This is a genomic window from Pseudomonas sp. AC112, from assembly GCF_979253545.1.
The window spans coordinates 1,591,481-1,614,653 of record NZ_CEEDCM010000001.1; the positions used below are offsets into that span (position 1 = coordinate 1,591,481).

A 23,173-nucleotide genomic window follows, 5' to 3' on the forward strand; every position below is an offset into this window, starting at 1 on the left:
CCTCGTAGCGAGGCGCCGTCCCAGTCTTGGTTATCTGCTGTGGCATGCAAGATCTAGCACCAAAGCAGTGCAATTGCTGAGCCGCGCCCCAAATACGCGCACAGCTGATACCTGTGACCTGCCGTTGCCTGCGCAGCCACGCCATACAGTCAAAGCGGGCATAGCCCTTGCTAGCACAAACGGACCTCCATGAATTTGCATAGCGAGCGTGCGCGCCCCATGGTGCTGCGCACTAATCTGTAGCGTCCTGACGACAACCACTACGCCATGAGCCTGCCCGTTATTTCCACACTGTTCACCCCCAGCTGGCACGCCGAGCTGGAACTCGGCTATGCGCGTTTCGGCGACACCACGCGGCCGGTGATGCGTCGCCATCTCGGCCCGCTGCGGGTGCAAAAGCACCTCTACGCCGAAGGCCCCGAGGTGTGCCAGCACATCATCGTGCACCCGCCCGGCGGGATTGCCGGCGGCGATCGCCTGGACATCAGCGCGCATGTCGGCGCGGGTGCCTGGGCGCAATTGACCAGCCCCGGCGCGGCCAAGTGGTATCGCGCCAGCGGCCCGGCCTACCAGCAACTGGACCTCACCGTGCAAGCGGGTGCCACCCTGGAATGGCTGCCCCAGGAAACCATCGTGTTCAGCGCCGCCCAGGCCGAACTCACCACGCGCATCGAGCTGCAAGGCGATGCCCGCTTGTTCTACTGGGATGTGGTCGCCCTGGGTCGCCCGGCCAGTGGCGAGCGTTTTGACCTGGGCCACTTTCAATCGCACCTGGATATCCGTCGCGACGGCCAGTTGCTCTGGCATGAGCGCCAGCGCATTGTGGGGGCCGACGGCTTGCTCGACTCACCCATCGGCCTGGATGGGCAGCCGGTATTTGCGACCCTGTTGCTGACCGGCGACATAGACCCCGAATTACTCGACACCTGCCGCGCCCTGCCCCATGAAGTGCGCGGCGACCTGACCCAACTGCCCGGCCTGCTGGTCGCCCGCTGCCTGGCCAGTGAAGCGTTGCTGGCGCGGGGATGGTTGATTGATTTATGGCGGCTGTTACGCCCGGCGGTGCTTGGACGAGAGGCGGTTTCACCCCGAATCTGGAGCACATGACGATCTAAATGTGGATCTCTGTTGTAGTCAAGAATGCTGTTTTTTCAAGGACCTTGAACCATGGATTTGACCCCACGGGAAAAAGACAAACTGTTGATCTTCACCGCAGGCCTGGTGGCCGAGCGTCGCCTGGCGCGCGGTGTGAAGCTCAACTACCCGGAAACCATCGCCTATATCTCCGCAGCCTTGATGGAAGGCGCCCGCGATGGCCGCACGGTGGCCGACCTGATGCACTACGGCACCACCCTGCTCAGCCGCGAACAGGTAATGGAAGGCATCCCGGAGATGATCCCGGATATCCAAGTGGAAGCCACCTTCCCCGACGGCACCAAGCTGGTCACCGTCCACCAACCCATCGCCTGAGGCCCGGCCATGATTCGTGACGCAACCCAAAACGACTTGCCGGCGATCCGCGACATCTACAACGACGCGGTGCTCAACACCACGGCGATCTGGAACGAACAACCGGTGGACCTGGGCAATCGCCAGGCCTGGTTCAGTGCACGCCACGCCCAGGGTTATCCGATCCTGGTCAGTGTCGAAAATGGCGAGGTCACCGGCTACGCCTCGTTCGGCGACTGGCGGCCTTTCGAGGGCTTCCGCTATAGCGTCGAGCACTCGGTGTATGTGCGCAGCGACCAACGCGGCAAGGGCCTCGGCCCATTGCTGATGCAAGCCCTGATCGAACGCGCGCGCGCAGCCGGCAAGCACGTGATGGTCGCCGCCATCGAAAGCGGCAACCACGCCTCGATCCGCCTGCATGAGCGCCAGGGTTTCATCACCACCGGGCAAATGCCCCAGGTCGGCATCAAGTTCGGCCGCTGGCTGGACCTGACCTTCATGCAACTGGCCTTGAACCCGGGCGCGGAACCGCCCAAGGAGTGAAGTCGATGAACGCTACGCAACTGCGTCGAGTGAATGCAGAAAGTTTTGCCCACTACCGCCTGGGTTTGATCGAGCTGTTGCTGGACGCGGTGAAGCACGGTGCTTCGGTCGGCTTCATGGCGGACTTCGACGAGGCCGAGGCCCGCGCCTACCTCCAAGGCGTGCAAGCCAGCATCGAAGACGCCAGCCTGTTGCTGTGGGTGGTGGTGCGCGACGAACGGGTGATCGCCAGCGTGCAACTGGCGCTTTGCCAAAAGGCCAACGGCCTCAACCGTGCCGAAGTGCAAAAGCTGCTGGTACACAGCAGCGCCCGACGCCATGGCCTGGGCCAGCAGTTGATGAACACCCTGGAGCTTGCCGCACGCCAGCACAAGCGCGGCCTGTTGTACCTGGACACCGAGGCCGGCTCCCCGGCCGAGGCCTTTTATCAGTCACTGCGCTACACCAAGATCGGTGAACTGCCCGACTACTGCCAAAGCCCGGACGGGCGCTACAGCCCGACCGCCATCTACTTCAAGACCCTGGGGCAACCTGCATGATTCCTGGTGAATATCAGATCGAGCCTGGCGATATCGAACTCAACGTCGGCCGCCGCACCGTCACCCTCAGTGTGGCCAACAGCGGCGACCGGCCGATCCAAGTGGGCTCGCATTACCATTTTTTCGAGACCAATGACGCGCTGACGTTTGATCGCACGGCGAGTCGTGGCATGCGCTTGAACATTCCGGCGGGGACGGCGGTACGGTTTGAACCGGGGCAGAGTCGGGAGATCGAGTTGGTGGATTTGAGCGGCGAGCGGCGGGTGTTCGGGTTTGCCGGCCGCATCATGGGTGACCTGTAGGAGCCGGCTTGCCGGCGAAAGCGAGCGCGCGAGCGGTCCCCCATTCACTTGAATACAAAGGCATGCCCATGAAAATTTCTAGAAGCGCCTACGCCGACATGTACGGCCCCACCGTCGGTGACAAGGTCCGCCTGGCCGACACCGAGCTGTTCGTCGAGGTTGAAAAAGACTTCACCGTCTATGGCGAGGAAGTGAAATTCGGCGGCGGCAAAGTGATCCGCGACGGTCAGGGCCAGAGCCAGTTGCTCGCCCATGAAGTGGTCGACACCCTGATCACCAACGCGCTGATCATCGACCACTGGGGCATCGTCAAGGCCGACGTCGGCCTGAAGAACGGTCGTATCCATGCGATCGGCAAGGCCGGCAACCCGGACATCCAACCCGGCGTGACCATGGCCATCGGTGCCAGCACCGAAGTGATCGCCGGGGAAGGCATGATCCTCACCGCCGGCGGCATCGACAGCCACGTGCACTTCATCTGCCCGCAGCAGATCGAAGAAGCGCTGAACAGCGGCGTCACCACCATGATCGGTGGTGGCACAGGCCCCGCCACCGGCACCAACGCCACTACCTGCACCTCCGGGCCGTGGCACCTGGCGCGCATGCTCCAGGCCAGCGATTCGTTCCCGATGAACATCGGGTTCACCGGCAAGGGCAACGCCAGCCTGCCGGAGCCGTTGATCGAACAGGTCAAGGCCGGCGCCATCGGCTTGAAGCTGCATGAAGACTGGGGCACCACCCCCGCGAGTATCGACAACTGCCTGAGCGTTGCCGATGACTACGACGTGCAGGTGGCGATCCACAGCGACACCCTCAATGAGTCCGGCTTTGTCGAAACCACCCTCGCCGCGCTCAAGGGCCGCACCATCCACACTTACCACACCGAAGGTGCCGGTGGCGGTCACGCACCGGACATCATCAAGGCCTGCGGTTTCGCCAACGTGCTGCCGAGCTCAACCAACCCGACGCGGCCGTTCACCCGCAACACCATCGATGAGCACCTCGACATGTTGATGGTCTGTCATCACCTGGACCCGAGCATTGCCGAAGACGTGGCCTTCGCCGAAAGCCGTATCCGCCGCGAAACCATCGCCGCCGAAGACATCCTGCACGACCTCGGCGCGTTCTCGATGATCAGCTCCGACAGCCAGGCCATGGGCCGCGTCGGCGAGGTGATCACGCGCACCTGGCAGACCGCCGACAAGATGAAAAAGCAACGTGGTCCACTCCCCGGTGACGGCCCAGGCAATGACAACTTCCGCGCCAAGCGCTACATCGCCAAGTACACGATCAACCCGGCGATCACCCACGGCGTCAGCCATATCGTCGGCTCGATCGAAGTGGGCAAGTGGGCCGACCTGGTCCTGTGGCGACCGGCTTTCTTCGGCGTAAAACCCACCTTGATTCTCAAGGGCGGCGCCATCGCCTCAAGCCTGATGGGCGATGCCAACGCGTCGATCCCGACACCGCAACCGGTGCACTACCGCCCGATGTTCGCCAGCTTCGGCAGCTCGCTGCACGCCACCAGCCTGACCTTTATCAGCCAGGCCGCGATGGAGGCCGGCCTGCCCGAAGCGCTGGGTTTGAAGAAGCAGATCGCCGTGGTCAAAGGCTGCCGCACCGTGCAGAAATCCGACCTGATCCACAACGACTACCTGCCGCACATCGACGTCGACCCACAGACCTACCAAGTCAAGGCCGACGGCGTGTTGCTGTGGTGCGAGCCGGCTGAGTCGCTGCCGATGGCCCAGCGTTACTTTCTGTTTTGAATCACGCCCTGGAGTGTTCTGCCAGTTCGCCCTGGGTCATGGCCTGGATCAGGTCCGCTTCAAAATCAGCGTGGCGTGCAGCCAGTCGATCCTGGAACGGTTGGCTGAACGCCTCGAACTGATCCTGGTTTTTATGCGTGATGTAATCCTTCCAGAACTCCCGACCCAGCAGGGCCTGGCGTTCCCGGGGCGAGCCGTTCAAGGCGTCTTTTAGCGCCTGGCCGAGCAACGGCGCGGCGTGGCCTGGGTCAGCCAATCGGGGATGGTTTGCTCAAGCAGAGCGTTGTGGATACTTGCGCTGGCTGGTGTGGCCGGGAGTGGCAATAGTGTGCCGGGCATAGTGGCTCTCCTGGTTCAAATGAAGAGACAGCACACCATGCCCGGCACCGCTGGCCGTGGTAGATGCTTAGCCCAGAGGGCCGATCAGAACCCCTCACGCGGGTTGAACGCCGCCTTGGCAGCCAGTGCCTGCCACAGCGCCTTGACCTCATCGCTGCTGTCCTTTGGCATCACCGCCTTGAGCTGCACGAACAGGTAACCGCGCTGCCCGGCCTTGTTCAGCAGGCCATGGCCCTTGGCGCGCATGCGCTGGCCGTTCTGGCTGCCGGCAGGCACCTTGAGGTTGATCTTGCCGGTGAGCGTCGGCACCTGCACTTCAGCACCCAGCGCCAACTCCCACGGGGCCAGGGGCAGGTTGATGATCAGGTTTTCGCCGTCCACTTCGAACTTGGGGTGTGGCGCGAACTTGATGATCAGGTACAAGTCGCCATTGGCCCCACCGCCGATACCGGGGGCGCCCTGTGCCTTGAGGCGGATACGCTCGCCATCGGCCACGCCGGCGGGGATCTTCACGTTCAGGCTCTTGGTGGTGTTGCTGACGTGACGCCCCGAGGCGTCGTACTGCGGCACCTGGAAGCTGATCTGCTTGGACTCGGTGGACAGCGTTTCTTCCAGGAACACCGACAGCTGCATCTCGACGTCCTGGCCTTTGCGCCCGGCAGGACGGCGCTGGCCGCCACCAAAGGCGTCGCCGCGCGAGCCGAAGATCGAGCTGAAGAAGTCCGAGAAATCCTCGCCACCACCGCCACCGCCGAAGCCGCCACGGCTCTGCCAGCCCGGCGGGCCCTGGAACGGCTGGCCGTGCTGGCCGTATTTGCGCAGCTCGTCGTACTCGGCGCGCTTATCGGCGCTTTTAAGCGCTTCATAAGCTTCGGACGCGTCCTTGAACTTGGCTTCGGCGTCTTTTTCCTTGCTCACATCCGGGTGATATTTGCGTGCAAGTTTGCGATAGGCAGCCTTGATTTCCTTGTCATCGGCGCTCGGCTCGACACCCAATATCTTGTAGTAGTCTTTGAAATCCATCGGCGTTTCACCATCCTTAATCGAGATCGCACCGCCCAAGGCACAACGTGCGCTGCATTGCACTTGTTGAGTCTTGTGGCCTGGGGGGTGCGTCAAAGTGTTATCGGCACTAGCCGTATGCAGCAGATGTGGGGGCAAATACCCAACTTTCAAGCACGATTTAGCGGATAGTCGGCCTACGCATCCGCCTTCGACTGGCATACACTGCGCGGCCGTTTTTCAACCGGAACCCGATAGATCATGAAAAACCCATCCCCAGCCCGTGCCTGCGGCATCGACTTTGGCACGTCCAACTCCACCGTCGGCTGGATCCGCCCCGGCGAGGAGACGCTCATCGCGCTGGAGGACGACAAGATCACGTTGCCGTCGGTGGTGTTCTTCAACTTTGAGGAGCGCCGCCCGGTGTACGGCCGCCTGGCCCTGCACGAATACCTGGAAAACTACGAAGGCCGGTTGATGCGCTCGCTCAAGAGCCTGCTGGGTTCCAAGCTGATCAAGCACGACACCAGCGTGCTGGGCACCGCGATGCCCTTCACCGACCTGCTGGCGCTGTTCATCGGCCAGCTCAAGAGCCGCGCCGAAGCCAATGCCGGGCGTGAGTTCGAAGAAGTGGTACTGGGCCGCCCGGTGTTCTTCGTCGATGACGACCCGATGGCTGACCAGGAAGCCGAAAACACCCTGGTCGACGTGGCACGCAAGATCGGCTTCAAAGACATCTCGTTCCAGTACGAGCCGATTGCAGCGGCGTTCGACTACGAGTCCACCATTGAGAAGGAAGAGTTGGTCCTGATCGTCGACATCGGCGGGGGTACGTCCGACTTCTCTCTGGTGCGCCTGTCCCCGGACCGTCGCCACAACGACAACCGCCAGAGCGACATCCTTGCCACCGGTGGCGTGCACATCGGCGGCACCGACTTCGACAAGCAGTTGAGCCTGCAAGGGATGATGCCGCTGTTCGGCTACGGCAGCCGCATGAAAAGCGGTGCTTACATGCCCACCAGCCACCACATGAACCTGGCCACCTGGCACACCATCAACTCGGTGTACTCGCAAAAGTCCCAGCTGGCATTGGGCAGTATGCGCTACGACATCGAAGACACCGGTGGCATCGACCGCCTGTTCAAGCTGATCGAACAGCGCGCCGGGCACTGGCTGGCCATGGAAGTGGAAGAAACCAAGATCCAGCTGACCCACGAAGACAGCCGCCACGTGCTGCTGGACCGTGTTGAGCCAGGGTTGAGCGTGGAGCTGAGCCGGACGCTATTTGAATCGGCCATCGACGGTTTGCTGGAGCGCGTGCGCAACAGCGTCACGCAGTTGCTCAACGATGCGTCGGTGAGCGTGGCACAGGTAGACACGGTGTTCTTCACCGGTGGTTCAAGCGGCATCCCGGCACTGCGACACAGCATCTCGGCGATGTTGCCGAATGCACGGCATGTGGAAGGCAATATCTTTGGCAGTATCGGCAGTGGCCTGGCGATTGAGGCCAGCAAGCGTTACGGAAACTGATCTGTCGAGTGGTGAGTGGGCTTACCCCGCTCACCACAAAGACTCAGTTCGCCCCAAGACGCTAAACGCCACACCCCACCCGCGCTTTTTGCACGCCGATGTACTGCTCAAATGTCCCGTACTTGGCCGGCACTTGGATCACGGCGCCCGGCTTGAGCCGCGCGTTCTCCCGACTTGCCGCCAGGCTATCAACATAGGCCTGGCAAGCCGCCGACTTATCCCCCGCCATCTCGTAGGCAAAGCCCCGGTTCAAATTGAGATTGGTCACCACCTCAAACCGCCCGGCATGGGCATAGATCGCCCGGGACTTCTCCAGGTACTCATTGGCTTTCACGTAGCGCTGTTCGTAGGTCGCCGTGGTGTCACGAAAGCCCTGCGTCGTATAGCGGTCCTTCTGGCTGGCCAACGCCGACGACATGAAAAACAATCCATACCCGCGATAAGCGTCCGCCAGGCACAACTGATCCCCGGCCGCCGTGCACCGTTGCACGGCCTCGGCAATCAAGCGCTCGGCCGGCAGTGGCCGCCCCTGATCCAGTAACGCGTCGGCGTCAGCCAACTTTTGCCGGGGATCGGAACTGGCCACGACACCGGCTGCGGAACAGCCGACCAGTGCCGAAAAGCCGATGGCGAGGAGTACGACGCTTAATTCCTTGTTCATGGAGGAGTCCTTTTTGCGGGGGGCTAGCGAAAATAGATCGCCCACAGCCCAAGAAATGTCAGGCCCCACATGACAATACCGGGCACGATCACCAAGTAGTTCCACGGATTGAACCGAGCGTTGCTCTGACCTTCCGGGTCGCCGGCGGCAAAATTGATCAGGGCCTGGGATTGTTGAAGGATGTAGGCACAAAGAGGCAGCGCCAGGAGCGTCAGGCTTTTATAGGCAAACAACGCCTCGACGCGCGCAGCCACGGCGTCGAACACGTTGGCGCCCACAGTCACCACCACAAACACCGTCGCCCATTGCTCAAAATCGAAATCGAATTTTCGGCCGCTCTCGACCACCCGCCGGTAGGCAAGGCGGTAAAGCTTGTGCACAAAGAAGATAAAAAAGAACGCGCGCGCCAACGGCAAGATATCGGCTTGGTTGGCTTTCTTGTACAGGCTCCAGTTTTTATACGCCCAGACATAGGTGTACAGCCCAAAACTGAGCAGGCTCAGAATCAGCAGCTTTTTCTGGGAAATGACATAAAACTCGGCAGCGGGCTTTACCGCCTCAGACAATTCCGCCGTTGGCGGAGCATAGATATTGTCGCTCACAGCTTGTATCCCTCTAAGTCCCTTTAAAGTCCACGAAGCAACAGCACTTCAGTTATTGCGTCAAACCATCCCGCCGAGCTTTAACTCGCTTTTCAGGTACGCATAGTAAATCGGCCCCGCCACCACGCCCGGCAAGCCGAAGGCGGCTTCAAACACCAGCATCGCCAGGAGCAATTCCCAGGACTTGGCACTGATCTGCCCGCCCACGATCCGCGCGTTGAGGAAGTACTCGACCTTGTGGATCACGATCAGGTAACCCAGCGCCGCCACTGCGACCCAAATCGACAACGACAGCGCGACGATGGTGATCAGGGTGTTGGACATCAGGTTGCCGATCACCGGCAGCAGGCCGAGCAGGAAGGTCAGCACGATCAGGGTTTTGGTCAGCGGCAGGTGGATGCCGCACAGCGGCAGCACCACAGCGAGGAATATGGCGGTGAACGCGGTATTGAGCGCGGCGATCTTGATTTGCGCGAAGACGATGTTGCGAAACGCCTGGACCAGCAGGTGCAAGCGGTCGAACAGCGCGGCGGCCAGGGGTTTGCGTTTGGTCAGGTCGGGCACGCGCTGCAGGGCGATGATCGCACCGAGCACCATGCCGATCAGCAACGTGACGAACATGTGGGCAGCATCCTTACCCACAAGCTGCAGTTCGCTCAGATGCTTGCTCAGCCAGTCGCCAATGGCCACGCGGAACTCGGCGGCGCTGGCGGGCAGATAGGCGTCAAGGAACGGCGGCAACTGCCCGCGCGCACGGTCGACCACGCCCATGAATTTGTCGAGGGACGCCCCGGGGTTTTCCGCTTCGTGGAGCAGGAAGCTGATGGCGCCGGCAAAAATCAGGGTCAGCACGCTGACGATCAGGGTGCCGAGCAACGCCACCGCCAGCCAACGCGCGCGCCGGCCTTCGATCAATCGCTGCAGTTGGGGGGTGAGCATGTTGACCAGTTCATAGACCAACAGGCCGGCCAGCAGGCTGGGCAGCAATTTGAGCGGCAGGACCAGCAGCAACCCGCCGAAAATGATGATGTAGCTGGCCAGCAATATCACGTGACGTTGAGAAAACGTTGGCATACAGCCTCAAAACGAACGGCGTTAAAGGATGTGTAGGAGCCGGCTTGCCGGCGAAAAACGCAAGTGCACCGCGTTTAGTCTGAATGAACGCGCCAACGTTCACGTTTTTTCGCTGGCAAGCCAGCTCCTACAGGGGGCTGTGTGCGAGTGTCGCAGCCTTCTATGGCCTGGGGCTATTATTTCTTCAGGCAGGTGCTCATAAAGGTTTTGCGCGCGTCGCCGGTCAAGGCTTTGGTCTTGGCGTCCGCGTTGCAATCCTTCATCTTCTGCTGCTGCGGTGTCAGGGTCTTGGCGTCATTGGCTGCCGGGGCCGACAGGCAGGTCTTCATAAAGGCCTTGCGCTCGTCACCCTTGAGCGTCTTGGTGGTGGCTTCGGCGTTGCAGGTGGTCATTTTGTTTTGCTGGGCGGTGGCGGCAAAACCTTGGGAACACAGCAGCAGGCCCATCATCAACAGCGGAATTCGCAGCATCTTCATGGAGTTTTCTCCCTGTTACCGCACCGGGGGGCACGGCCTACCCAGCAGTGTAGTCAAAGCTTGTTACATCTTCATCGGCCGCGGATGTGTGTCCGTCGATACTGCTCAGGGGTGCAGCCGGCCTGGCGCTGGAACATGGCGATAAACGCCGAGGCGGTGCTGTAGCCCAGGTCAAACGCCACATGTTGCACGCTGCGATCGCTGTCGAGAGCCTCGATGGCCGCCAGGTAACGCAAGCGCTGGCGCCACTCGCCAAAGCTCATGCCCAGCTCGCGCACAAACTGACGCGCCAGGGTGCGCTCGCTCACATGCACCTGTTCGGCCCAATGCGCCAGCGGGCGGTTGTCTCCGGGGTCGGCCTGCAGGCCTTCCAGCACGCCGAGCAGGCCGGGGTGGCGGGCGTAGGGCAAGAAACACTCATGAATCGGCGCTTGCTTGAGCTGGTCCACCAGCACCTGGGCCAGGCGGATGTCGGACTCAGTCTGCGGCATGTTCACATCGCGCTGGGCGAAGTCGCTGAGGATGGCCTTGAGGATGTCACTGATGGCCAGGGTGCAAGGCTGCTGCGGCAACTGCTCGCAGAGTTCCGGCGCCAACCCGACCGAGTGGTAGACAATGGCCTCGGCATTGTAGGAGCTGTGTTCGGTATGCGGCGGCACCCACACGGCGTATTGCGGGGGTGACATGAAGCGGTTGCCGGCCACTTCCATGCGCATCACGCCGCTGGCCGAGTAATCCAGCGAGCCCCATAAATGCTGGTGCGGGGTGCATTCGGTGTCCGGGGCGAAATCCGAATAGCGGAAGTACACCGGGCTCGGCAGCCGGGGGAAATCCGCCAGGCGTACGTTGTGCTTGGCCATATTGTCTGGATACAGAGGTCGGTTGTCTGGATCGCAGTATAGGCTTCGATCCAGACAATGGATAATCCCGCCTCATCAACACACCTGGTTCCTTTCGATGCAATACGCTTATCCCTTGCTGGCCATTTTCATCTGGGCCGGCAACACCGTCGTCAACAAGCTAGCCGTGGGCGCACTGTTCCCGGCGGAAATTGGCTTTTACCGCTGGTTGCTGGCGGCGCTGCTGTTCACGCCGTTCATGATCAAGCCGGTGATCGCCAACTGGGCGTTGATCCGTCCGAACCTGGGCAAGGTGTTCATCCTCGGTGTGTTGGGCATGGCGGTGTACCAGAGCCTGGCGTATTACGCCGCGTCGCTCACCACCGCGACCAACATGGGCATCATCCTGTCGTTGATGCCATTGATGGCACTGACGGCGGCCATTATCAGCCTCGGCCAACGCCTGACCTACGGCGCGATGACCGGTGCCGTGCTGTCATTCGCTGGCGTGGTGGTGGTGGTTTCCGCCGGCAGCCTCGACGCGCTGTTGCAGCACGGGGTCAACCTGGGGGACGGCATGATGCTGGTCGCGACCCTGGCCTACGCGGTCTACAGCACCCTGCTGAAAAAATGGCAGCTGCGCCTGCCGCCGCTGGTGTTGCTGTATCTGCAGGTGCTGGTGGCGGTGGTGGTGCTGTTTCCGCTGTTTCTGTTTTCGGCGAAAGCTGGCTTGGGTTGGGCGAACATTCCACTGGTGCTGTACGCGTGCCTGTTGGCCTCGATGGTCGCGCCGCTGGCGTGGATGCACTCGGTGAAGACCTTGGGCCCGAGCCGCACCACGCTGTTTTTCAACCTGCTGCCATTGATCACCGCGCTGATTGCGGCAGTGGTGTTGAAGGAAGAACTGGCGCTGTATCACCTGGTGGGCGGCCTATTGACCTTGGGTGGGGTGATCTTGTCGGAGCGCTGGACCACGCCGGTCAGTGCTGCCTGAACCGTCGCTATCGCAGGCAAGCCAGCTCCCACATTCGGCCACATTCCAAAGGTGGAACTCGGTCGAATGTGGGAGCGGGCTTGCTCGCGAAGAACGAAAACGCGGTCTCCCGACTAAACTCCAGCAGCCTTGAGCCTTTGCGCATGCTCGACAAATAGACGGATCGGCTCCGCGCCCTTGCCCACCAGGCCCATGGACTGGTTGACGATATCGAAGTGGTCAAGGGCGTAGTCATCGCCGATCACCAACCCCAGGTGTGAGCTGTAGCGCCCGACCATGCCGTCGCACTGGCCCTTTTCGCGCACGAAGCTGCGGGCGAATAGGCGGCAACTGCGGTTCGTACCGTCGAACAGGTTACGACCGCGGTCGGTAATGCCCGGCTGCAAGGTGCCGGACCATGAGTAATAGCGCACGCCGTTGACCACTTCCGCGCCCTGCCCGCCCCATGTCTGCGGCAACCCCTGTGGATAATTTCGATTGAACAGCGCCACGCCGGCGCTGGTCAGGGAGTGATGGGACGCCTGCAAGTCCGCCTTGAAGCGTGGCCCGCGATAGCCGGTTTCCAGCACGCCCATCACGAAGGCGACCAGATGAAACAGTGCGCTCATGAGTCGGCCTTTTACGCCGTCAGCGGGATAATGAAGATGGATATGGTCCGCCAGCTCCGAGCCATGATTGGGGCCGGCCACGGACGTCACCGACGCCACCCACTCCGGACGTTTGGCCGCCGCATACCGCGCGGTGAGCGAGCCCTGGCTATGGCCGATCAGGTTGACTTTGTCGACCCCGGTGTCGCGGCGGATGCGTTCGATGTGCGCCAGCAATTGCTCGCCGCGCACCTCGCTGGAATCCAGCGGCGCCACCTGCACGGGAAACACCTGCGCCCCGCCCGCCCGCAGCGCCGGGACGATGCCGTACCAGTAGGGGAACCAAACCAGGCGCACAAATCCGAGCATGCCCGGCACCAACACCAGGGGGTAACGCGTGGCCAACGACTGCGGCATGAACCGGGCATCCTCTTAATCTGATCCATGCAGCCTAGCCCAGCCTCAAGTCCGGCTGATGACGCGGCCGGAAAATCCGATAAAACTTTTTGCGTTGCCTGGGACTCACAACTTGGAGCGATCACGCCGGTAGAGCGTGGCGCAAAACCGGATTAGCCCCAGGAGATTGAAATGACTGAAGCAAACTTGACTGACGTTGCGACCCTGCGCAGCCGCGCCCGCCAGAACGTCGAAAACGGTGCCGTGACCGAGGGCTACGACGCCGATCGCGAAGAAATCATTCGCCTGCTGAACGCCTCGCTGGCCACCGAGTTGGTCTGCGTATTGCGCTACAAGCGCCACTACTTCATGGCCAGCGGCATCAAGGCGGCAGTCGCCGCGCAGGAATTCCTTGAGCACGCTACCCAGGAAGCCGAACACGCCGACAAGCTCGCCGAGCGCATCGTGCAGTTGGGCGGTGAGCCGGAGTTCAACCCGGACCTGCTGTCGAAGAACTCCCACGCACAGTACGTGGCAGGCAATAACTTGAAGGAAATGGTCTACGAAGACTTGGTAGCCGAGCGCATTGCCGTGGACAGCTACCGCGAAATCATCCAGTACATCGGCGATACAGACCCAACCACGCGCCGCCTCTTCGAAGAAATCCTGGCCCAGGAAGAAGAGCATGCCGACGATATGGCCGACATCCTAGAAAGCCTGTAACCCCGCAATACCCTGTAGGAGCCGGCTTGCCGGCTCCTTTTTTGTGGCCGATCAACCTTTTACGGTTTTCGGTGCCTTGCCTTCCTTCATCTGTTGCAGCAACGGTGCGCACTCGTTCGGCTCGCCGCCACTTGGGGCAACCAATGCCAGCAGCCCGGCCGCCGGGCCAGCGATGACACCGAGCGCCACCATGCCTGCACCACGCAGCGCCAAGGGAATGGCTTTCACGCCGGCGTTCGGCTTGATGAACGGCCCGTTAACGTACAACGGTGAACGCAGGGAGAACAGGCGGAAGCCTTTCGATTCCGGGGTGATGGTCAGGTCCAATTGCTCCGTGGCCATGTTCGCGGTGCCATCGATGTAGATGATGGCGTTCTCGGTATCGAACACAAACAACCGCGTGGTCGCCAGGCCGGTCTTGATCCCGAAGTCCGCCGCCGCGCAGTTGATCTTCACTTCCTTGTCGCCAAACAGGCGGCCCACCACGTAGTTGCCCACGTTGAGCCCGGCGATTTCCATCAGGCCACGGCTTATAGCGCCGTCGTTGATCAGCATCTTGAGGTCACCGTTGGAGGTGCCCAGCAGTGCTGCGACCGAGTTGCCGCGCCCGGAAATGTCGGCATCGCCGTTAAGCTCACCGAAACTGGTTTTCATCGGTTCAAAGGTTGGGAACAGCTGCTTGAGCTTGAAGTTGCGCGCGGTGAGTTTGGCGCGGCCTTCCATCGGTACCGTGCGGCCATTCAAGCGAATCTGCGCGTCCAGCTTGCCGCCGGCCACGCCGAAACGCAGGGGTTCCAGGCTCAGCTCACCGTCATTGAGCACCAAGTGGGTGTAGAGGTCGGTGAAGGGCAGCTCGGCACTGTGCACGATGCGCTTGCCGGTGAATTCCACATCGGCATCCATGACGCGCCAGCGCTCGGTGCGGAACTCTTCCACCGGCAGCACTTTGGTCGCTGGCTGCTTGCTGTCGCCGCCACGGGCTTTTTGCTTGGCATTGGAATCGGCGCCAATCAAGGGCGCGAGGTCGGTCATCAGCAATTGGTTGGAGACCAGCGCGCCACTGAGCTTGGGCCGTGGCTGGCTGGCGACGTAGGCGAGGTTGCCGTGGATATCGCTGTTGCCGATCTTGCCGTTGAAGTTTTCATAGCTGAACGAGGCGCCGCTGGCTTCGTGCAGTTTGGCGATCAGATGGCCGTCGGTGGAGTAGGCTGGCGAGTCCGGCAGGGTCACGCCAGTCAGTGGGTAGAGGTTGCCCAGGCTGGAGCCGGCGAGTTTCAGGCGCAGGTCGAGGGCCCCCAGGTTGAGCGGGTCAGTGAGCGTGCCGGCCAGGGCGATGCTGGTGTCGGCAATCTTGACCTGGGCCTGCAAGGGGAACGGCTTGGCCGCGTCCTGCAGGGCGAGCAGGCCGCCGATCTTGCCGCTGCCGTCGAGCTTCTGGCCGTGGTATTGGCCTTTGACCTTGAGGCCAAACGCGTAGTCCTGCGGGGCGGAGCCTTTTTCCAGCGCCTTCTTGGCATCGGCATCGCCGACGATTTCGCCGAAGGGGATGGGCTTGCCCAGCGGATCGATGATCACATCCAGTTGGGTCTTGAGGGTTTGGTCGTCGAGGGTCACATGGCCTTTGTCGAAACCGATGGCACCGATGTCTACCACCCAATTGGAGGGCTCGGCGTTCGGGTCCTTGGGGTCGAACTTGAAGGTCCAGTTGGCGCGGCCGTCGGCCAGGCGCTGCAATTGCGCGCTCGGCTCGGTGAGGTCGATGCGCGGGATCACCACGCGCTGTACCAGCAATGCCAGCGGCGAAATGCGCAGCTCAACCTTTTTGAGCGTGACCATCTGCGGGGTTTTCGACCATTCAGGGTTGCCCAGGGTCAGGTCTTCGGCAATCACATGAGGCCACGGCACCCAGGCGCGCCAGCCCCCTTCATCGGGCTCACGCGCCCACACCACCGCCAGGTTGCCATTGATGGCAAACGGTCGGTGCAGCTCTTCGGAAACCTTGGCATTGAGGGTCGGCTTGATGCGGTTCCAGTCAAAGAACACCAGGACCACAACCACCACGGCGATTAACAGAACGAAGCTGGCGCAGCTCCAAGCGATGATTTTACGAGTGCGCGTCATTGCACAGGACTCCTGAATACGACTGGCTGGGTCACAGCCATTTAGGACAGCTTATAGAACTACGACTGGCAAACCGCGCGGGGGTTTAACCCAATCCCCGATTTGCCAGGAAAAACCTCGATTTCTGACCACCCCGACAGATTCCGCCAGGGACGGCGCACCAATGTTACCCATGTGCGTGTCGAAAATACCCACCCCGGTGCAAAACCGCGTGCTTGAGAGGCCCGTTCTAGAGCCTCCGCCTAGAACAATCAATTCTGTTGATTATTACCATTGTGTTTATGAACTTTTATATCGACTTATCGAGAGTAGCATTAGCCCTGTACCCACTTTATCGCCCTCCCAAGGAGCAACCCATCATGAAACGCCAAGTACTCGCTACCGCCCTGTTATCCATCCTGGCTTCCAGTGCCTTTGCCCTGCCAGCCGCCGAACAGGCCACCCCACAAGTTAAAGCTGACGCCGTTCATTACAGCCAGACTGTCGCTCGCAGCGGTTCGCAAGAAGAAGAGAACCGTGACTACGCCAAAGGTGCTGTTGCTGAAAATGGTTCGGAACAAGCCAACAAACGCGCTTACACCGAAGGCCTGACCGAAAACGGTCGCAACCGCCTGGAACAGAAAGGTCTGGTTGAAGGCGGTGCTGATCGCTTGCTGGAACGTAACGCTGTCGCCGAAGGTGGTCGTGATCGCCTCGAACAGAAAGGCCTGGTCGAAGGCGGTGCTGAACAAGCCAACAAACGCGCCTACACCGAAGGTGTTGCCGAAGGTGGTGCAGACCGTCTGCAAGAACTGCATCAAGCACAGAGCTAACCCCGTGGTGGCCCATAAAAAAGCCCGATCAGCCGATCGGGCTTTTGACTTTTTGTAGACCTTGTCACGCATGCCCTCCCAGCCAAGTTCGACGCCAGCGAAGCTGTTTTGCTAGAGTGCGTCGCTGTACTTGCCGACAAAGCCCACCCGCCAATGCTGCCCCGCGCCGAACAGAAGCAACAGACCCGCCTCGCCCTGATGGACGCAGCCCGCCATCTGATGGAGTGTGGCCGTGGGTTTGGCAGCCTGAGCCTGCGCGAAGTGGCGAAGACGGCCGGCATCGTGCCCACCGGTTTCTATCGCCACTTTGCCGACATGGACCAGCTTGGCCTTGTGCTGGTGAGTGAAGTGGGACAGACCTTCCGCGCCACGATCCGTCTGGTGCGCCACAACGAATTCGTGATGGGCGGCATTATCGATGCCTCCGTGCGGATCTTCCTCGATGTGGTCTCGGCCAACCGATCGCAATTCCTCTTCCTGGCCCGCGAGCAGTACGGCGGCTGCCTGGCCGTGCGCCAGGCCATCGGTGCATTGCGCGAAGACATCACCCGCGACTTGGCGGCCGACCTGACGCTGATGCCCAAGCTGCAGCACCTGGATCCCGAAGGCTTGCACGTGATGGCCGACCTGATCGTCAAAAGTGTGTTCGCCACCCTCCCCGATATCATCGACCCACCGGCCCAGGCCCTGCCCGACCACCTCACGCCCCAGGCGAAAATCACCCAGCAATTGCGCTTTATCTTTATCGGCTTGAAGCACTGGCAAGGCCTGGGCAGCACCGAATAACGCGATCACCCCGCCGAGTGGAAACGCTTGGCCGTGGTGTAGTGCTTGTTCCAGTACGTGTTGCTCAACGAGTCGATGCGGATGCTCTTGCCCGTGCGCGGCGAATGGATGAATTTGCCCTCACCGATATAAAGGCCCACATGGCTAATCTGGCCGCGCCCATTACCTTTGAAAAACACCGCATCACCGGGCTTGAGCGCAGTGCGCTTGATGGTCGCGGCGGTTGATCGGTGCATCGCGGCGGTGGTGCGCGGTATCTGGATATTGGCCTCGGTCTTGAACAGATAGACCAGGAAACTGCTGCAATCGAAGCCCTGGTCCGCCGAGGTGCCGCCCCATTTGTAAGGGATGCCCAGCAGTTCGTGGGCGCGGTCGATCACATCGTTGATGGACACTTCCTTCAGTGAGGCCGAGAAAGACGTATGGGGCTGTAGAGAGGCGGAGGCCGATGAAAGCGCGAATGCCAGGCTGGCAATAAACAGGTAACAAAGTGACTTGAACATGATGAACGTCGCAGTGGATTAAACACGGCGCACAGACTAATGATCTCGCAGGTAAGCTGATGAACGCCGTTTCCTTAGACCTTGTAGGGAAAATCCTAAAACGCCCACCGCTTGTGCAACACGCAATACCTCGCACCACTTTGGCGCAATTAGTCCGTCTTCGCTCGCCCTATTTAGTGGCGCTGCCTCACTTGCCTACAGGCAATTCCTAATCCCCAACAAGGTTGGCAAGCCCCTTGCTCTAGCTGTTTCATCGCTCATAGCTGGAAGCTTCCTGATGCTGGTGATCCACCGTCGAATCGCCCCCCAAGCCCTCTGGGCTGCCGAGTTGCTGCTGAATTTCGAAGCACGCAGCAAAAGCCGCCTGCGCTGTTTCAGTGCCGACGGTGAAGACGTTGGCCTTTTCCTGGAGCGTGGCCAACCACCGCTTCACGATGGCGAATGCCTGCAGGCCGAGGACGGACGCGTCGTACGCGTGTGCGCTCGGCCTGAACAACTCTTACACGTGACGTGCAGCAGTGCGTTTGAACTGACCCGCGCGGCCTATCACCTGGGCAACCGCCACGTAGCGCTGCAAGTGGGCGATGGCTGGTTGCGCCTGCTCGACGACTATGTGCTCAAGGCCATGCTCGAACAGCTGGGTGCGCACACCGAAACCATCGAGGCGCCGTTCCAGCCGGAGCATGGCGCCTACGGCGGCGGGCACCATCACTCGCGCCATGGCGATGAAGACTTCAACTACCCGCCCAAGCTGCATCAGTTCGGCGTGCGTCTATGAACCCAGCCTGGGCGCTGCTGCGTCTGGCCAGTCCGCAATTGCCGATTGGCGGCTACAGCTATTCCCAGGGCCTGGAAATGGCAGTGGAGAACGGCCGCGTCGCTGACGCAACCAGTGCAAGACGCTGGATCAGCGATCAGTTGCTGCTCAACCTTGCGCGTTTCGAGGCACCGCTGCTGCTCGCCCATTGCCAGGCCGCCCTGGACGCAAATTGGTCGCGCCTGGCGCAGCTGTGCGACGAACACCGCGCCAGCCGCGAGACCCGCGAGCTGTATCAGGAGAGCCGGCAGATGGGCTACTCCCTGCAACAATTGCTCAACGGCCTGCCGGAATTGGACGACGCTGCGCGCGACTTCCTCGCACAAACCCCCGAGCCCCACTTGGCCTTGGGGTGGGCCCTCGCCGCCCGCGCCTGGGGCATCAGCCCCGCCGATGCCCTCGCCGCCTGGCTATGGAGCTGGCTGGAAAACCAATTGGCCGTGCTGATGAAGACCCTGCCCTTGGGCCAGCAAGCCGCCCAGCGCCTGACCAGCGAACTGCTGCCGCTATTACAGCAAGCCCAGCAAGCTGCCAGCCGCATCGACCCCACCCGTTTCGGCAGTGCCGCGTTTGGCCTGTCCCTGGCGTGCATGGCCCACGAGCGCCAGTACAGCCGCCTGTTCCGTTCCTAGGAGAACACACCCATGAATACACAACCCCTGCGCGTCGGCATTGGCGGCCCGGTCGGTTCCGGCAAGACCGCCCTGACCTTGGCCCTGTGCCTCGCACTGCGCGACCGCTACAACCTGGCCGTGGTCACCAACGATATCTACACCCGCGAAGACGCCGACTTCCTGGTGCGCAACCAGGCCCTGGCGCCGGAACGCATCATCGGTGTGGAAACCGGCGGCTGCCCGCACACGGCGATCCGCGAAGACGCCTCGATCAACCTGGAGGCGGTGGATCAACTCAACCGCCGCTTCCCCGGCCTGGATCTGATCCTGGTGGAGTCCGGCGGTGACAACCTCTCGGCGACCTTCAGCCCGGAGCTGTCCGACCTGACTATCTACGTGATCGATGTGTCCGCCGGCGACAAGCTGCCACGCAAGGGCGGGCCTGGTATTTGCAAATCCGACCTGCTGGTGATCAACAAGATCGACCTGGCACCGCTGGTTGGCGCTTCGCTGGAGCTGATGAACAGCGACACCCAGCGCATGCGTAACGGTAAACCCTTTGTGTTCAGCAACCAGAAAACCGGTGTCGGCCTGGATGACATCGTCGCCTTCATCGAACGCCAAGGCCTGCTGACCGCCGCCTGATCAACCCATAAGGAACCTGTCCATGAGCCTCAAGAAACTCTTCACCGCCGCCGCCCTGCTGCTGGCCCCGGCCCTGGCCTTCGCTCATCCGGGCCATGGCGACAATGGCCTGGTGGCCGGCATCAGCCACCCTTTGAGCGGTATCGACCACCTGCTGGCCATGGTGGCGGTCGGCTTGTGGGCCGCCCAACAAAAGGGCGCCGCGCGCTGGGCACTGCCGTGCACCTTCGTGGGCACTATGCTGATCGGTGGTGTGCTGGGTTTTGAAGGCCTGGAATTGCCAGCGCTGGAGAGCGGGATTGCCGCGTCGGTGCTGGCGCTGGGCTTGGCGGTGGCGCTGGCGGTGCGTCCACCGTTGTTCGTGGCAGTCGGGGCGACGGCCTTGTTTGCGCTGTTCCACGGCGTGGCCCATGGCCTGGAACTGCCGGACATGTCCAGCCCTTGGACGTATGCGGCGGGTTTTGTCGGTGCAACGGCGGTGCTGCACGCGGCCGGTTATGCCGTGGTGCGCTTCCTGCCAGCCGCAGCGGCGCCGTTGGTGCGGATTGCGGGCGCGGCTTCGGCGGCGACTGGGGTGTGGTTGCTCGCGGGCTGAGTGATGTTGCGCTTTTACGGGCCTCATCGCAGGCAAGCCAGCTGCCACATTTGATTGGGTTTGCAAATCAAAAATGTGGGAGCCGGGCTTGCCCGCGATAACGGTCTCAAAGACACCACAGAACCCAAGCCTGATACCATGCGCGCCTACACCCCTGCCGTGACGACGCCAGCCAATGCCCAGCGCTTCCCAACCCGCCTTGAACACCGTGCTCACGCACTTCCACAGCCTGATCGTGCCGCTCTGGCAAGGCCCTGGCTGGAACGCCGAGTTGGCATTGCCCTATGAGGCGCTGGACGCCGATCACCAGCCGCTCCCCCCCCAACGCTATCGCGCCATGGCCTGTGCACGGCAGTTGTACCTGTTCGCCAGCCTGATCGGCGAGCCCGGCGCAGGGTTTGCCGAAGAGCGCGCGGCGGCGCTGTTCCGTTCCCTGCAACGGCACTTCCACGATGCCGAGCACGGCGGCTGGTTCTACAGCATCGACCCGGCCGGCCAGCCGCTGGACAAGCGCAAAGACCTCTACACCCACGCGTTCATCATCTTTGCCTGCGCCCATTACTGGGCCAAGGTGCGTGAGCCGCTGGTGGAATCAGTCCTCAATGCTGCCCTTGAAGTGGTCGCCGAGCGGTTCTCCACCGGCGACGGATTGTATGAAGCCGTGCTGGAGCGCAACTGGTCGTCCCTCAAGTCCGGCCCGTTGCAGAACCCACTGATGCACCTGGCCGAAGGTTTCCTCGCCACCCTGGCCGTGCGTGAAGACGCACAGGTGCAAGCGGCCCTGCTGGCCTTGGCGACGGCCATGCAGCAGCGTTTCATCGACCGCCAGCACGGCGTGATGATGGAAAAACCGCTGGGCGCTGTGGATAACTGGTTCGAACCGGGCCATCAATTCGAGTGGTTCTTTCTGCTGGAGTCTTCGGGTGTGCTGCGCGGTACGCCACTGCATGCTTCGTTGACGCGGGCTTTCGCCTACGCCGAGCTCAAGGGTGTGGATAACGCCAGCGGTGCGGTCAGCGGCATGTTGGCGCTGGATGGCACTGTGCGCGACGGCACCCAGCGGATCTGGGCCCAGGCCGAGTACCTGCGCGCACTGACCTTGCGGCCGGACAGCGAGGCGGTGTTGCAGCGCCAATTGCTGGCGCTGCAACAGCACTTCTTGCATGCAAAAGGCTGGAACGAATGCCTGGACGCCCAAGGGGCGGTGAGTCGGCGGGATATGCCGTCGACCACGCCTTATCATTTGGCGACTTGCTATCAGGGCCTGATCCAGCATCTTGGGTGAACGCCAGGGCCTCTTCGCGAGCAAGCCCGCTCCCACAGTTTGACCGAGTACATCCTTGAAACACGGTCGAAATGTGGGAGCGGGCTTGCTCGCGAAGGCGTCATCTCGGTCTCGCTGACCTCACGCAATCCACTTGCGATCTCCAGTAAAGCTGATCGTCAGCCAGCGCGCCGCATCCGGCGTGCCGAGCCCTGTGGATATCTCTTCGCGCAGCGCGTCGAGGGTCGCGACGTTATCCACCGGGTAATCCGCCGGCAACACCACATGAATCTCGATAAACCGCGCCCGCCCGTGCTTTTGCACGTAGGACACGTAGTCGTCGAAACCATGTTTGGCCTGCGCCGCTTCCATCACCTCGCGCACTTTGTCGTCGAGATGGTCTGGCGCAATCCCCAGCACCTCGCGCAATGCCGGGCGCAAGATCTTGAACGCCGGCGCCAGCATGCTCAGGGCCAGCAGGATCAGGATCAACGGGTCGACGTATACGGCCCACTCGCCATAGCCCTGGGACTTGAGCACCAGTGCCGCCAGGAAGCTGATCAGCAAGCCCACCGACAGCATCGCGTCCACCAGCCAACTGATGTTATCGAACTGGATCAGCGATGATTTCAGCCTGCGATTGCGGTAGCGCACGTAGAAGAAGTAGGCGAACTCGACGACGGTGAACACCGCCGCGTAGATGATCACCAGCCCCAACTCGATCTCGCGCCCGCCATTGATGATGCCGAACACACCGTTGAGGAACGCATAGATGGCGATCAGCAACAGGAAACTGCCTTCGATCAGCAGCACCATGGGTTCCAGGTGCCAATAGCCGAACTGGAAGCGCTCGTTGCTTTTCTTGGCGATCAGCTTGGCCGTGATCAGCATCAACACCTTGATGGCGGTGGCGATCAGCGAGAAAAAGCCGTCGAACAGAATGGATTGGGCGCCGGATACCACACCCGTGACGATCCCGGCGATCGCGACAGCGAACATCAGGATGGTCGATTGTTTGAGCAGTGCCTGCTCACCTCGGTTACTCACATTTCCTCCCGTCAAAACCTTAAATCCGCACGGTGCGGAGGGGTTTTACCGGGTGGAGTGTACCTTATGTCGTGTTTTGGCCGATTTGCCACATGGTTAGCGGTAAAAATCTGATCCTGTGGTGAGCGGGCTTGCCCCGCGCGA

General features: G+C 61.5%; 27 protein-coding genes. 16 read left to right on the forward strand and 11 right to left on the reverse strand.

The annotated features are described in order from the left end of the window. Positions 1 to 267: 267 nt before the first annotated feature. From AC0IYN_RS07540 to ureC, 6 genes are all read left to right on the forward strand, one after another. On the forward strand, positions 268 to 1,107 hold the full coding sequence (locus AC0IYN_RS07540) for an urease accessory protein UreD (RefSeq protein WP_406598193.1): 840 nt from the start codon (positions 268 to 270) through the stop codon (positions 1,105 to 1,107). Between the two features lie 60 nt (positions 1,108 to 1,167). Beyond that, complete coding sequence (gene ureA, locus AC0IYN_RS07545) at positions 1,168 to 1,470, forward strand: urease subunit gamma (protein ID WP_003171437.1); 303 nt, start codon at positions 1,168 to 1,170, stop codon at positions 1,468 to 1,470. A gap of 9 nt (positions 1,471 to 1,479) precedes the next feature. Continuing rightward, on the forward strand, positions 1,480 to 1,992 hold the full coding sequence (locus AC0IYN_RS07550) for a GNAT family N-acetyltransferase (RefSeq protein ID WP_406598194.1): 513 nt from the start codon (positions 1,480 to 1,482) through the stop codon (positions 1,990 to 1,992). 5 nt (positions 1,993 to 1,997) lie between these two features. Continuing rightward, complete coding sequence (locus AC0IYN_RS07555) at positions 1,998 to 2,531, forward strand: GNAT family N-acetyltransferase (protein ID WP_099493480.1); 534 nt, start codon at positions 1,998 to 2,000, stop codon at positions 2,529 to 2,531. Then, positions 2,528 to 2,833: an urease subunit beta gene (locus AC0IYN_RS07560; RefSeq protein ID WP_406598195.1), complete on the forward strand. Its 306-nt coding sequence runs from the start codon at positions 2,528 to 2,530 to the stop codon at positions 2,831 to 2,833. Before AC0IYN_RS07555 ends, AC0IYN_RS07560 begins: the two co-directional genes overlap by 4 nt. A 68-nt stretch (positions 2,834 to 2,901) precedes the next feature. Beyond that, the gene (ureC, locus tag AC0IYN_RS07565; protein WP_406598196.1) at positions 2,902 to 4,602 is read left to right on the forward strand and encodes an urease subunit alpha; all 1,701 of its coding nucleotides are present in this window, start codon (positions 2,902 to 2,904) and stop codon (positions 4,600 to 4,602) included. 1 nt (position 4,603) lies between these two features. Here ureC and AC0IYN_RS07570 read toward each other — a convergent pair whose 3' ends face one another. Further along, the gene (locus AC0IYN_RS07570) at positions 4,604 to 4,858 is read right to left on the reverse strand and encodes a hypothetical protein (protein ID WP_406598197.1); all 255 of its coding nucleotides are present in this window, start codon (positions 4,856 to 4,858) and stop codon (positions 4,604 to 4,606) included. Between the two features lie 167 nt (positions 4,859 to 5,025). Then, positions 5,026 to 5,964, reverse strand: coding sequence for a DnaJ C-terminal domain-containing protein (locus AC0IYN_RS07575; protein ID WP_406598198.1), 939 nt, complete (start codon positions 5,962 to 5,964; stop codon positions 5,026 to 5,028). Positions 5,965 to 6,204: 240 nt separating this feature from the next. Here AC0IYN_RS07575 and AC0IYN_RS07580 point away from each other — a divergent pair, with 240 nt between their 5' ends. Beyond that, positions 6,205 to 7,473: an Hsp70 family protein gene (locus AC0IYN_RS07580; protein WP_406598199.1), complete on the forward strand. Its 1,269-nt coding sequence runs from the start codon at positions 6,205 to 6,207 to the stop codon at positions 7,471 to 7,473. A 61-nt stretch (positions 7,474 to 7,534) separates the two neighbouring features. On the opposite strand, the gene AC0IYN_RS07585 is transcribed toward AC0IYN_RS07580, so the two are convergent. The 5 genes from AC0IYN_RS07585 to AC0IYN_RS07605 all read right to left on the reverse strand — a co-directional run bounded on the left by AC0IYN_RS07585 (position 7,535) and on the right by AC0IYN_RS07605 (position 11,146). Next, positions 7,535 to 8,134: a hypothetical protein gene (locus AC0IYN_RS07585; protein ID WP_471840959.1), complete on the reverse strand. Its 600-nt coding sequence runs from the start codon at positions 8,132 to 8,134 to the stop codon at positions 7,535 to 7,537. A 23-nt stretch (positions 8,135 to 8,157) separates the two neighbouring features. Then, a complete protein-coding gene (locus AC0IYN_RS07590) occupies positions 8,158 to 8,736 on the reverse strand; it encodes a hypothetical protein (protein ID WP_034105628.1) in 579 nt (192 codons plus the stop codon). Between the two features lie 60 nt (positions 8,737 to 8,796). Beyond that, on the reverse strand, positions 8,797 to 9,810 hold the full coding sequence (locus AC0IYN_RS07595) for an AI-2E family transporter (protein ID WP_078046638.1): 1,014 nt from the start codon (positions 9,808 to 9,810) through the stop codon (positions 8,797 to 8,799). A gap of 176 nt (positions 9,811 to 9,986) precedes the next feature. Next, positions 9,987 to 10,286, reverse strand: a complete 300-nt coding sequence (locus tag AC0IYN_RS07600; protein WP_024073127.1) for a PsiF family protein — start codon at positions 10,284 to 10,286, stop codon at positions 9,987 to 9,989. A 71-nt stretch (positions 10,287 to 10,357) separates the two neighbouring features. Continuing rightward, the gene (locus AC0IYN_RS07605; protein WP_406598202.1) at positions 10,358 to 11,146 is read right to left on the reverse strand and encodes an AraC family transcriptional regulator; all 789 of its coding nucleotides are present in this window, start codon (positions 11,144 to 11,146) and stop codon (positions 10,358 to 10,360) included. A gap of 97 nt (positions 11,147 to 11,243) precedes the next feature. Between AC0IYN_RS07605 and AC0IYN_RS07610 the strand changes: the two genes are divergently transcribed. After that, on the forward strand, positions 11,244 to 12,119 hold the full coding sequence (locus tag AC0IYN_RS07610; protein ID WP_406598203.1) for a DMT family transporter: 876 nt from the start codon (positions 11,244 to 11,246) through the stop codon (positions 12,117 to 12,119). Between the two features lie 113 nt (positions 12,120 to 12,232). On the opposite strand, the gene AC0IYN_RS07615 is transcribed toward AC0IYN_RS07610, so the two are convergent. Then, a complete protein-coding gene (locus tag AC0IYN_RS07615; protein WP_457239027.1) occupies positions 12,233 to 13,123 on the reverse strand; it encodes an esterase/lipase family protein in 891 nt (296 codons plus the stop codon). A 171-nt stretch (positions 13,124 to 13,294) separates the two neighbouring features. On the opposite strand from AC0IYN_RS07615, the gene AC0IYN_RS07620 reads away from it, so the two are divergent. Beyond that, the gene (locus tag AC0IYN_RS07620) at positions 13,295 to 13,825 is read left to right on the forward strand and encodes a ferritin-like domain-containing protein (protein ID WP_078046634.1); all 531 of its coding nucleotides are present in this window, start codon (positions 13,295 to 13,297) and stop codon (positions 13,823 to 13,825) included. A 51-nt stretch (positions 13,826 to 13,876) separates the two neighbouring features. Here the strand turns inward: AC0IYN_RS07620 and AC0IYN_RS07625 are convergent, their stop codons facing one another. Beyond that, on the reverse strand, positions 13,877 to 15,946 hold the full coding sequence (locus AC0IYN_RS07625; RefSeq protein ID WP_471840962.1) for an AsmA family protein: 2,070 nt from the start codon (positions 15,944 to 15,946) through the stop codon (positions 13,877 to 13,879). A 359-nt stretch (positions 15,947 to 16,305) separates the two neighbouring features. Between AC0IYN_RS07625 and AC0IYN_RS07630 the strand changes: the two genes are divergently transcribed. Further along, positions 16,306 to 16,758 carry a hypothetical protein gene (locus tag AC0IYN_RS07630; protein WP_078046632.1) on the forward strand — a complete coding sequence of 151 codons (453 nt, stop codon included), beginning with the start codon at positions 16,306 to 16,308 and terminating at the stop codon, positions 16,756 to 16,758. Between the two features lie 153 nt (positions 16,759 to 16,911). Continuing rightward, positions 16,912 to 17,544 carry a TetR family transcriptional regulator gene (locus AC0IYN_RS07635; protein ID WP_012721951.1) on the forward strand — a complete coding sequence of 211 codons (633 nt, stop codon included), beginning with the start codon at positions 16,912 to 16,914 and terminating at the stop codon, positions 17,542 to 17,544. A 5-nt stretch (positions 17,545 to 17,549) separates the two neighbouring features. Here the strand turns inward: AC0IYN_RS07635 and AC0IYN_RS07640 are convergent, their stop codons facing one another. Continuing rightward, positions 17,550 to 18,047 carry a C40 family peptidase gene (locus tag AC0IYN_RS07640; protein WP_471840964.1) on the reverse strand — a complete coding sequence of 166 codons (498 nt, stop codon included), beginning with the start codon at positions 18,045 to 18,047 and terminating at the stop codon, positions 17,550 to 17,552. A gap of 277 nt (positions 18,048 to 18,324) precedes the next feature. On the opposite strand from AC0IYN_RS07640, the gene ureE reads away from it, so the two are divergent. The 5 genes from ureE to AC0IYN_RS07665 all read left to right on the forward strand — a co-directional run bounded on the left by ureE (position 18,325) and on the right by AC0IYN_RS07665 (position 22,003). Continuing rightward, the gene (gene ureE / locus AC0IYN_RS07645) at positions 18,325 to 18,825 is read left to right on the forward strand and encodes an urease accessory protein UreE (RefSeq protein ID WP_078046630.1); all 501 of its coding nucleotides are present in this window, start codon (positions 18,325 to 18,327) and stop codon (positions 18,823 to 18,825) included. Beyond that, positions 18,822 to 19,496 carry an urease accessory protein UreF gene (locus AC0IYN_RS07650; RefSeq protein WP_406598207.1) on the forward strand — a complete coding sequence of 225 codons (675 nt, stop codon included), beginning with the start codon at positions 18,822 to 18,824 and terminating at the stop codon, positions 19,494 to 19,496. Before ureE ends, AC0IYN_RS07650 begins: the two co-directional genes overlap by 4 nt. Positions 19,497 to 19,508: 12 nt before the next feature. Beyond that, a complete protein-coding gene (gene ureG / locus AC0IYN_RS07655) occupies positions 19,509 to 20,123 on the forward strand; it encodes an urease accessory protein UreG (protein ID WP_003188109.1) in 615 nt (204 codons plus the stop codon). A gap of 22 nt (positions 20,124 to 20,145) precedes the next feature. Beyond that, positions 20,146 to 20,718, forward strand: a complete 573-nt coding sequence (locus AC0IYN_RS07660) for a HupE/UreJ family protein (RefSeq protein ID WP_406598208.1) — start codon at positions 20,146 to 20,148, stop codon at positions 20,716 to 20,718. Between the two features lie 175 nt (positions 20,719 to 20,893). Further along, positions 20,894 to 22,003: an AGE family epimerase/isomerase gene (locus AC0IYN_RS07665; protein ID WP_406598209.1), complete on the forward strand. Its 1,110-nt coding sequence runs from the start codon at positions 20,894 to 20,896 to the stop codon at positions 22,001 to 22,003. A 120-nt stretch (positions 22,004 to 22,123) separates the two neighbouring features. Here the strand turns inward: AC0IYN_RS07665 and AC0IYN_RS07670 are convergent, their stop codons facing one another. After that, on the reverse strand, positions 22,124 to 23,029 hold the full coding sequence (locus AC0IYN_RS07670) for a cation diffusion facilitator family transporter (protein WP_406598210.1): 906 nt from the start codon (positions 23,027 to 23,029) through the stop codon (positions 22,124 to 22,126). Between the last annotated feature and the right edge of the window lie 144 nt (positions 23,030 to 23,173).

Excerpts from the sequence above, each read along its gene's own strand:
- AC0IYN_RS07580 (WP_406598199.1), top strand. The coding sequence starts at position 6,205 with ATGAAAAACCCATCCCCAGCCCGTGCCTGCGGCATCGACTTTGGCACG.
- AC0IYN_RS07635 (WP_012721951.1), top strand. The coding sequence starts at position 16,912 with ATGCTGCCCCGCGCCGAACAGAAGCAACAGACCCGCCTCGCCCTGATG.
- AC0IYN_RS07540 (WP_406598193.1), top strand. The coding sequence starts at position 268 with ATGAGCCTGCCCGTTATTTCCACACTGTTCACCCCCAGCTGGCACGCC.
- AC0IYN_RS07550 (WP_406598194.1), top strand. The coding sequence starts at position 1,480 with ATGATTCGTGACGCAACCCAAAACGACTTGCCGGCGATCCGCGACATC.
- AC0IYN_RS07585 (WP_471840959.1), bottom strand. The coding sequence starts at position 8,134 with ATGAACAAGGAATTAAGCGTCGTACTCCTCGCCATCGGCTTTTCGGCA.
- AC0IYN_RS07575 (WP_406598198.1), bottom strand. The coding sequence starts at position 5,964 with ATGGATTTCAAAGACTACTACAAGATATTGGGTGTCGAGCCGAGCGCC.
- ureG (WP_003188109.1), top strand. The coding sequence starts at position 19,509 with ATGAATACACAACCCCTGCGCGTCGGCATTGGCGGCCCGGTCGGTTCC.
- AC0IYN_RS07600 (WP_024073127.1), bottom strand. The coding sequence starts at position 10,286 with ATGAAGATGCTGCGAATTCCGCTGTTGATGATGGGCCTGCTGCTGTGT.
- AC0IYN_RS07605 (WP_406598202.1), bottom strand. The coding sequence starts at position 11,146 with ATGGCCAAGCACAACGTACGCCTGGCGGATTTCCCCCGGCTGCCGAGC.
- AC0IYN_RS07665 (WP_406598209.1), top strand. The coding sequence starts at position 20,894 with ATGCCCAGCGCTTCCCAACCCGCCTTGAACACCGTGCTCACGCACTTC.
- AC0IYN_RS07555 (WP_099493480.1), top strand. The coding sequence starts at position 1,998 with ATGAACGCTACGCAACTGCGTCGAGTGAATGCAGAAAGTTTTGCCCAC.
- AC0IYN_RS07610 (WP_406598203.1), top strand. The coding sequence starts at position 11,244 with ATGCAATACGCTTATCCCTTGCTGGCCATTTTCATCTGGGCCGGCAAC.
- AC0IYN_RS07650 (WP_406598207.1), top strand. The coding sequence starts at position 18,822 with ATGAACCCAGCCTGGGCGCTGCTGCGTCTGGCCAGTCCGCAATTGCCG.
- AC0IYN_RS07615 (WP_457239027.1), bottom strand. The coding sequence starts at position 13,123 with ATGCCGCAGTCGTTGGCCACGCGTTACCCCCTGGTGTTGGTGCCGGGC.
- ureE (WP_078046630.1), top strand. The coding sequence starts at position 18,325 with ATGCTGGTGATCCACCGTCGAATCGCCCCCCAAGCCCTCTGGGCTGCC.
- AC0IYN_RS07660 (WP_406598208.1), top strand. The coding sequence starts at position 20,146 with ATGAGCCTCAAGAAACTCTTCACCGCCGCCGCCCTGCTGCTGGCCCCG.
- ureC (WP_406598196.1), top strand. The coding sequence starts at position 2,902 with ATGAAAATTTCTAGAAGCGCCTACGCCGACATGTACGGCCCCACCGTC.
- AC0IYN_RS07620 (WP_078046634.1), top strand. The coding sequence starts at position 13,295 with ATGACTGAAGCAAACTTGACTGACGTTGCGACCCTGCGCAGCCGCGCC.
- AC0IYN_RS07595 (WP_078046638.1), bottom strand. The coding sequence starts at position 9,810 with ATGCCAACGTTTTCTCAACGTCACGTGATATTGCTGGCCAGCTACATC.
- AC0IYN_RS07625 (WP_471840962.1), bottom strand. The coding sequence starts at position 15,946 with ATGACGCGCACTCGTAAAATCATCGCTTGGAGCTGCGCCAGCTTCGTT.
- AC0IYN_RS07640 (WP_471840964.1), bottom strand. The coding sequence starts at position 18,047 with ATGTTCAAGTCACTTTGTTACCTGTTTATTGCCAGCCTGGCATTCGCG.
- AC0IYN_RS07630 (WP_078046632.1), top strand. The coding sequence starts at position 16,306 with ATGAAACGCCAAGTACTCGCTACCGCCCTGTTATCCATCCTGGCTTCC.
- AC0IYN_RS07560 (WP_406598195.1), top strand. The coding sequence starts at position 2,528 with ATGATTCCTGGTGAATATCAGATCGAGCCTGGCGATATCGAACTCAAC.
- ureA (WP_003171437.1), top strand. The coding sequence starts at position 1,168 with ATGGATTTGACCCCACGGGAAAAAGACAAACTGTTGATCTTCACCGCA.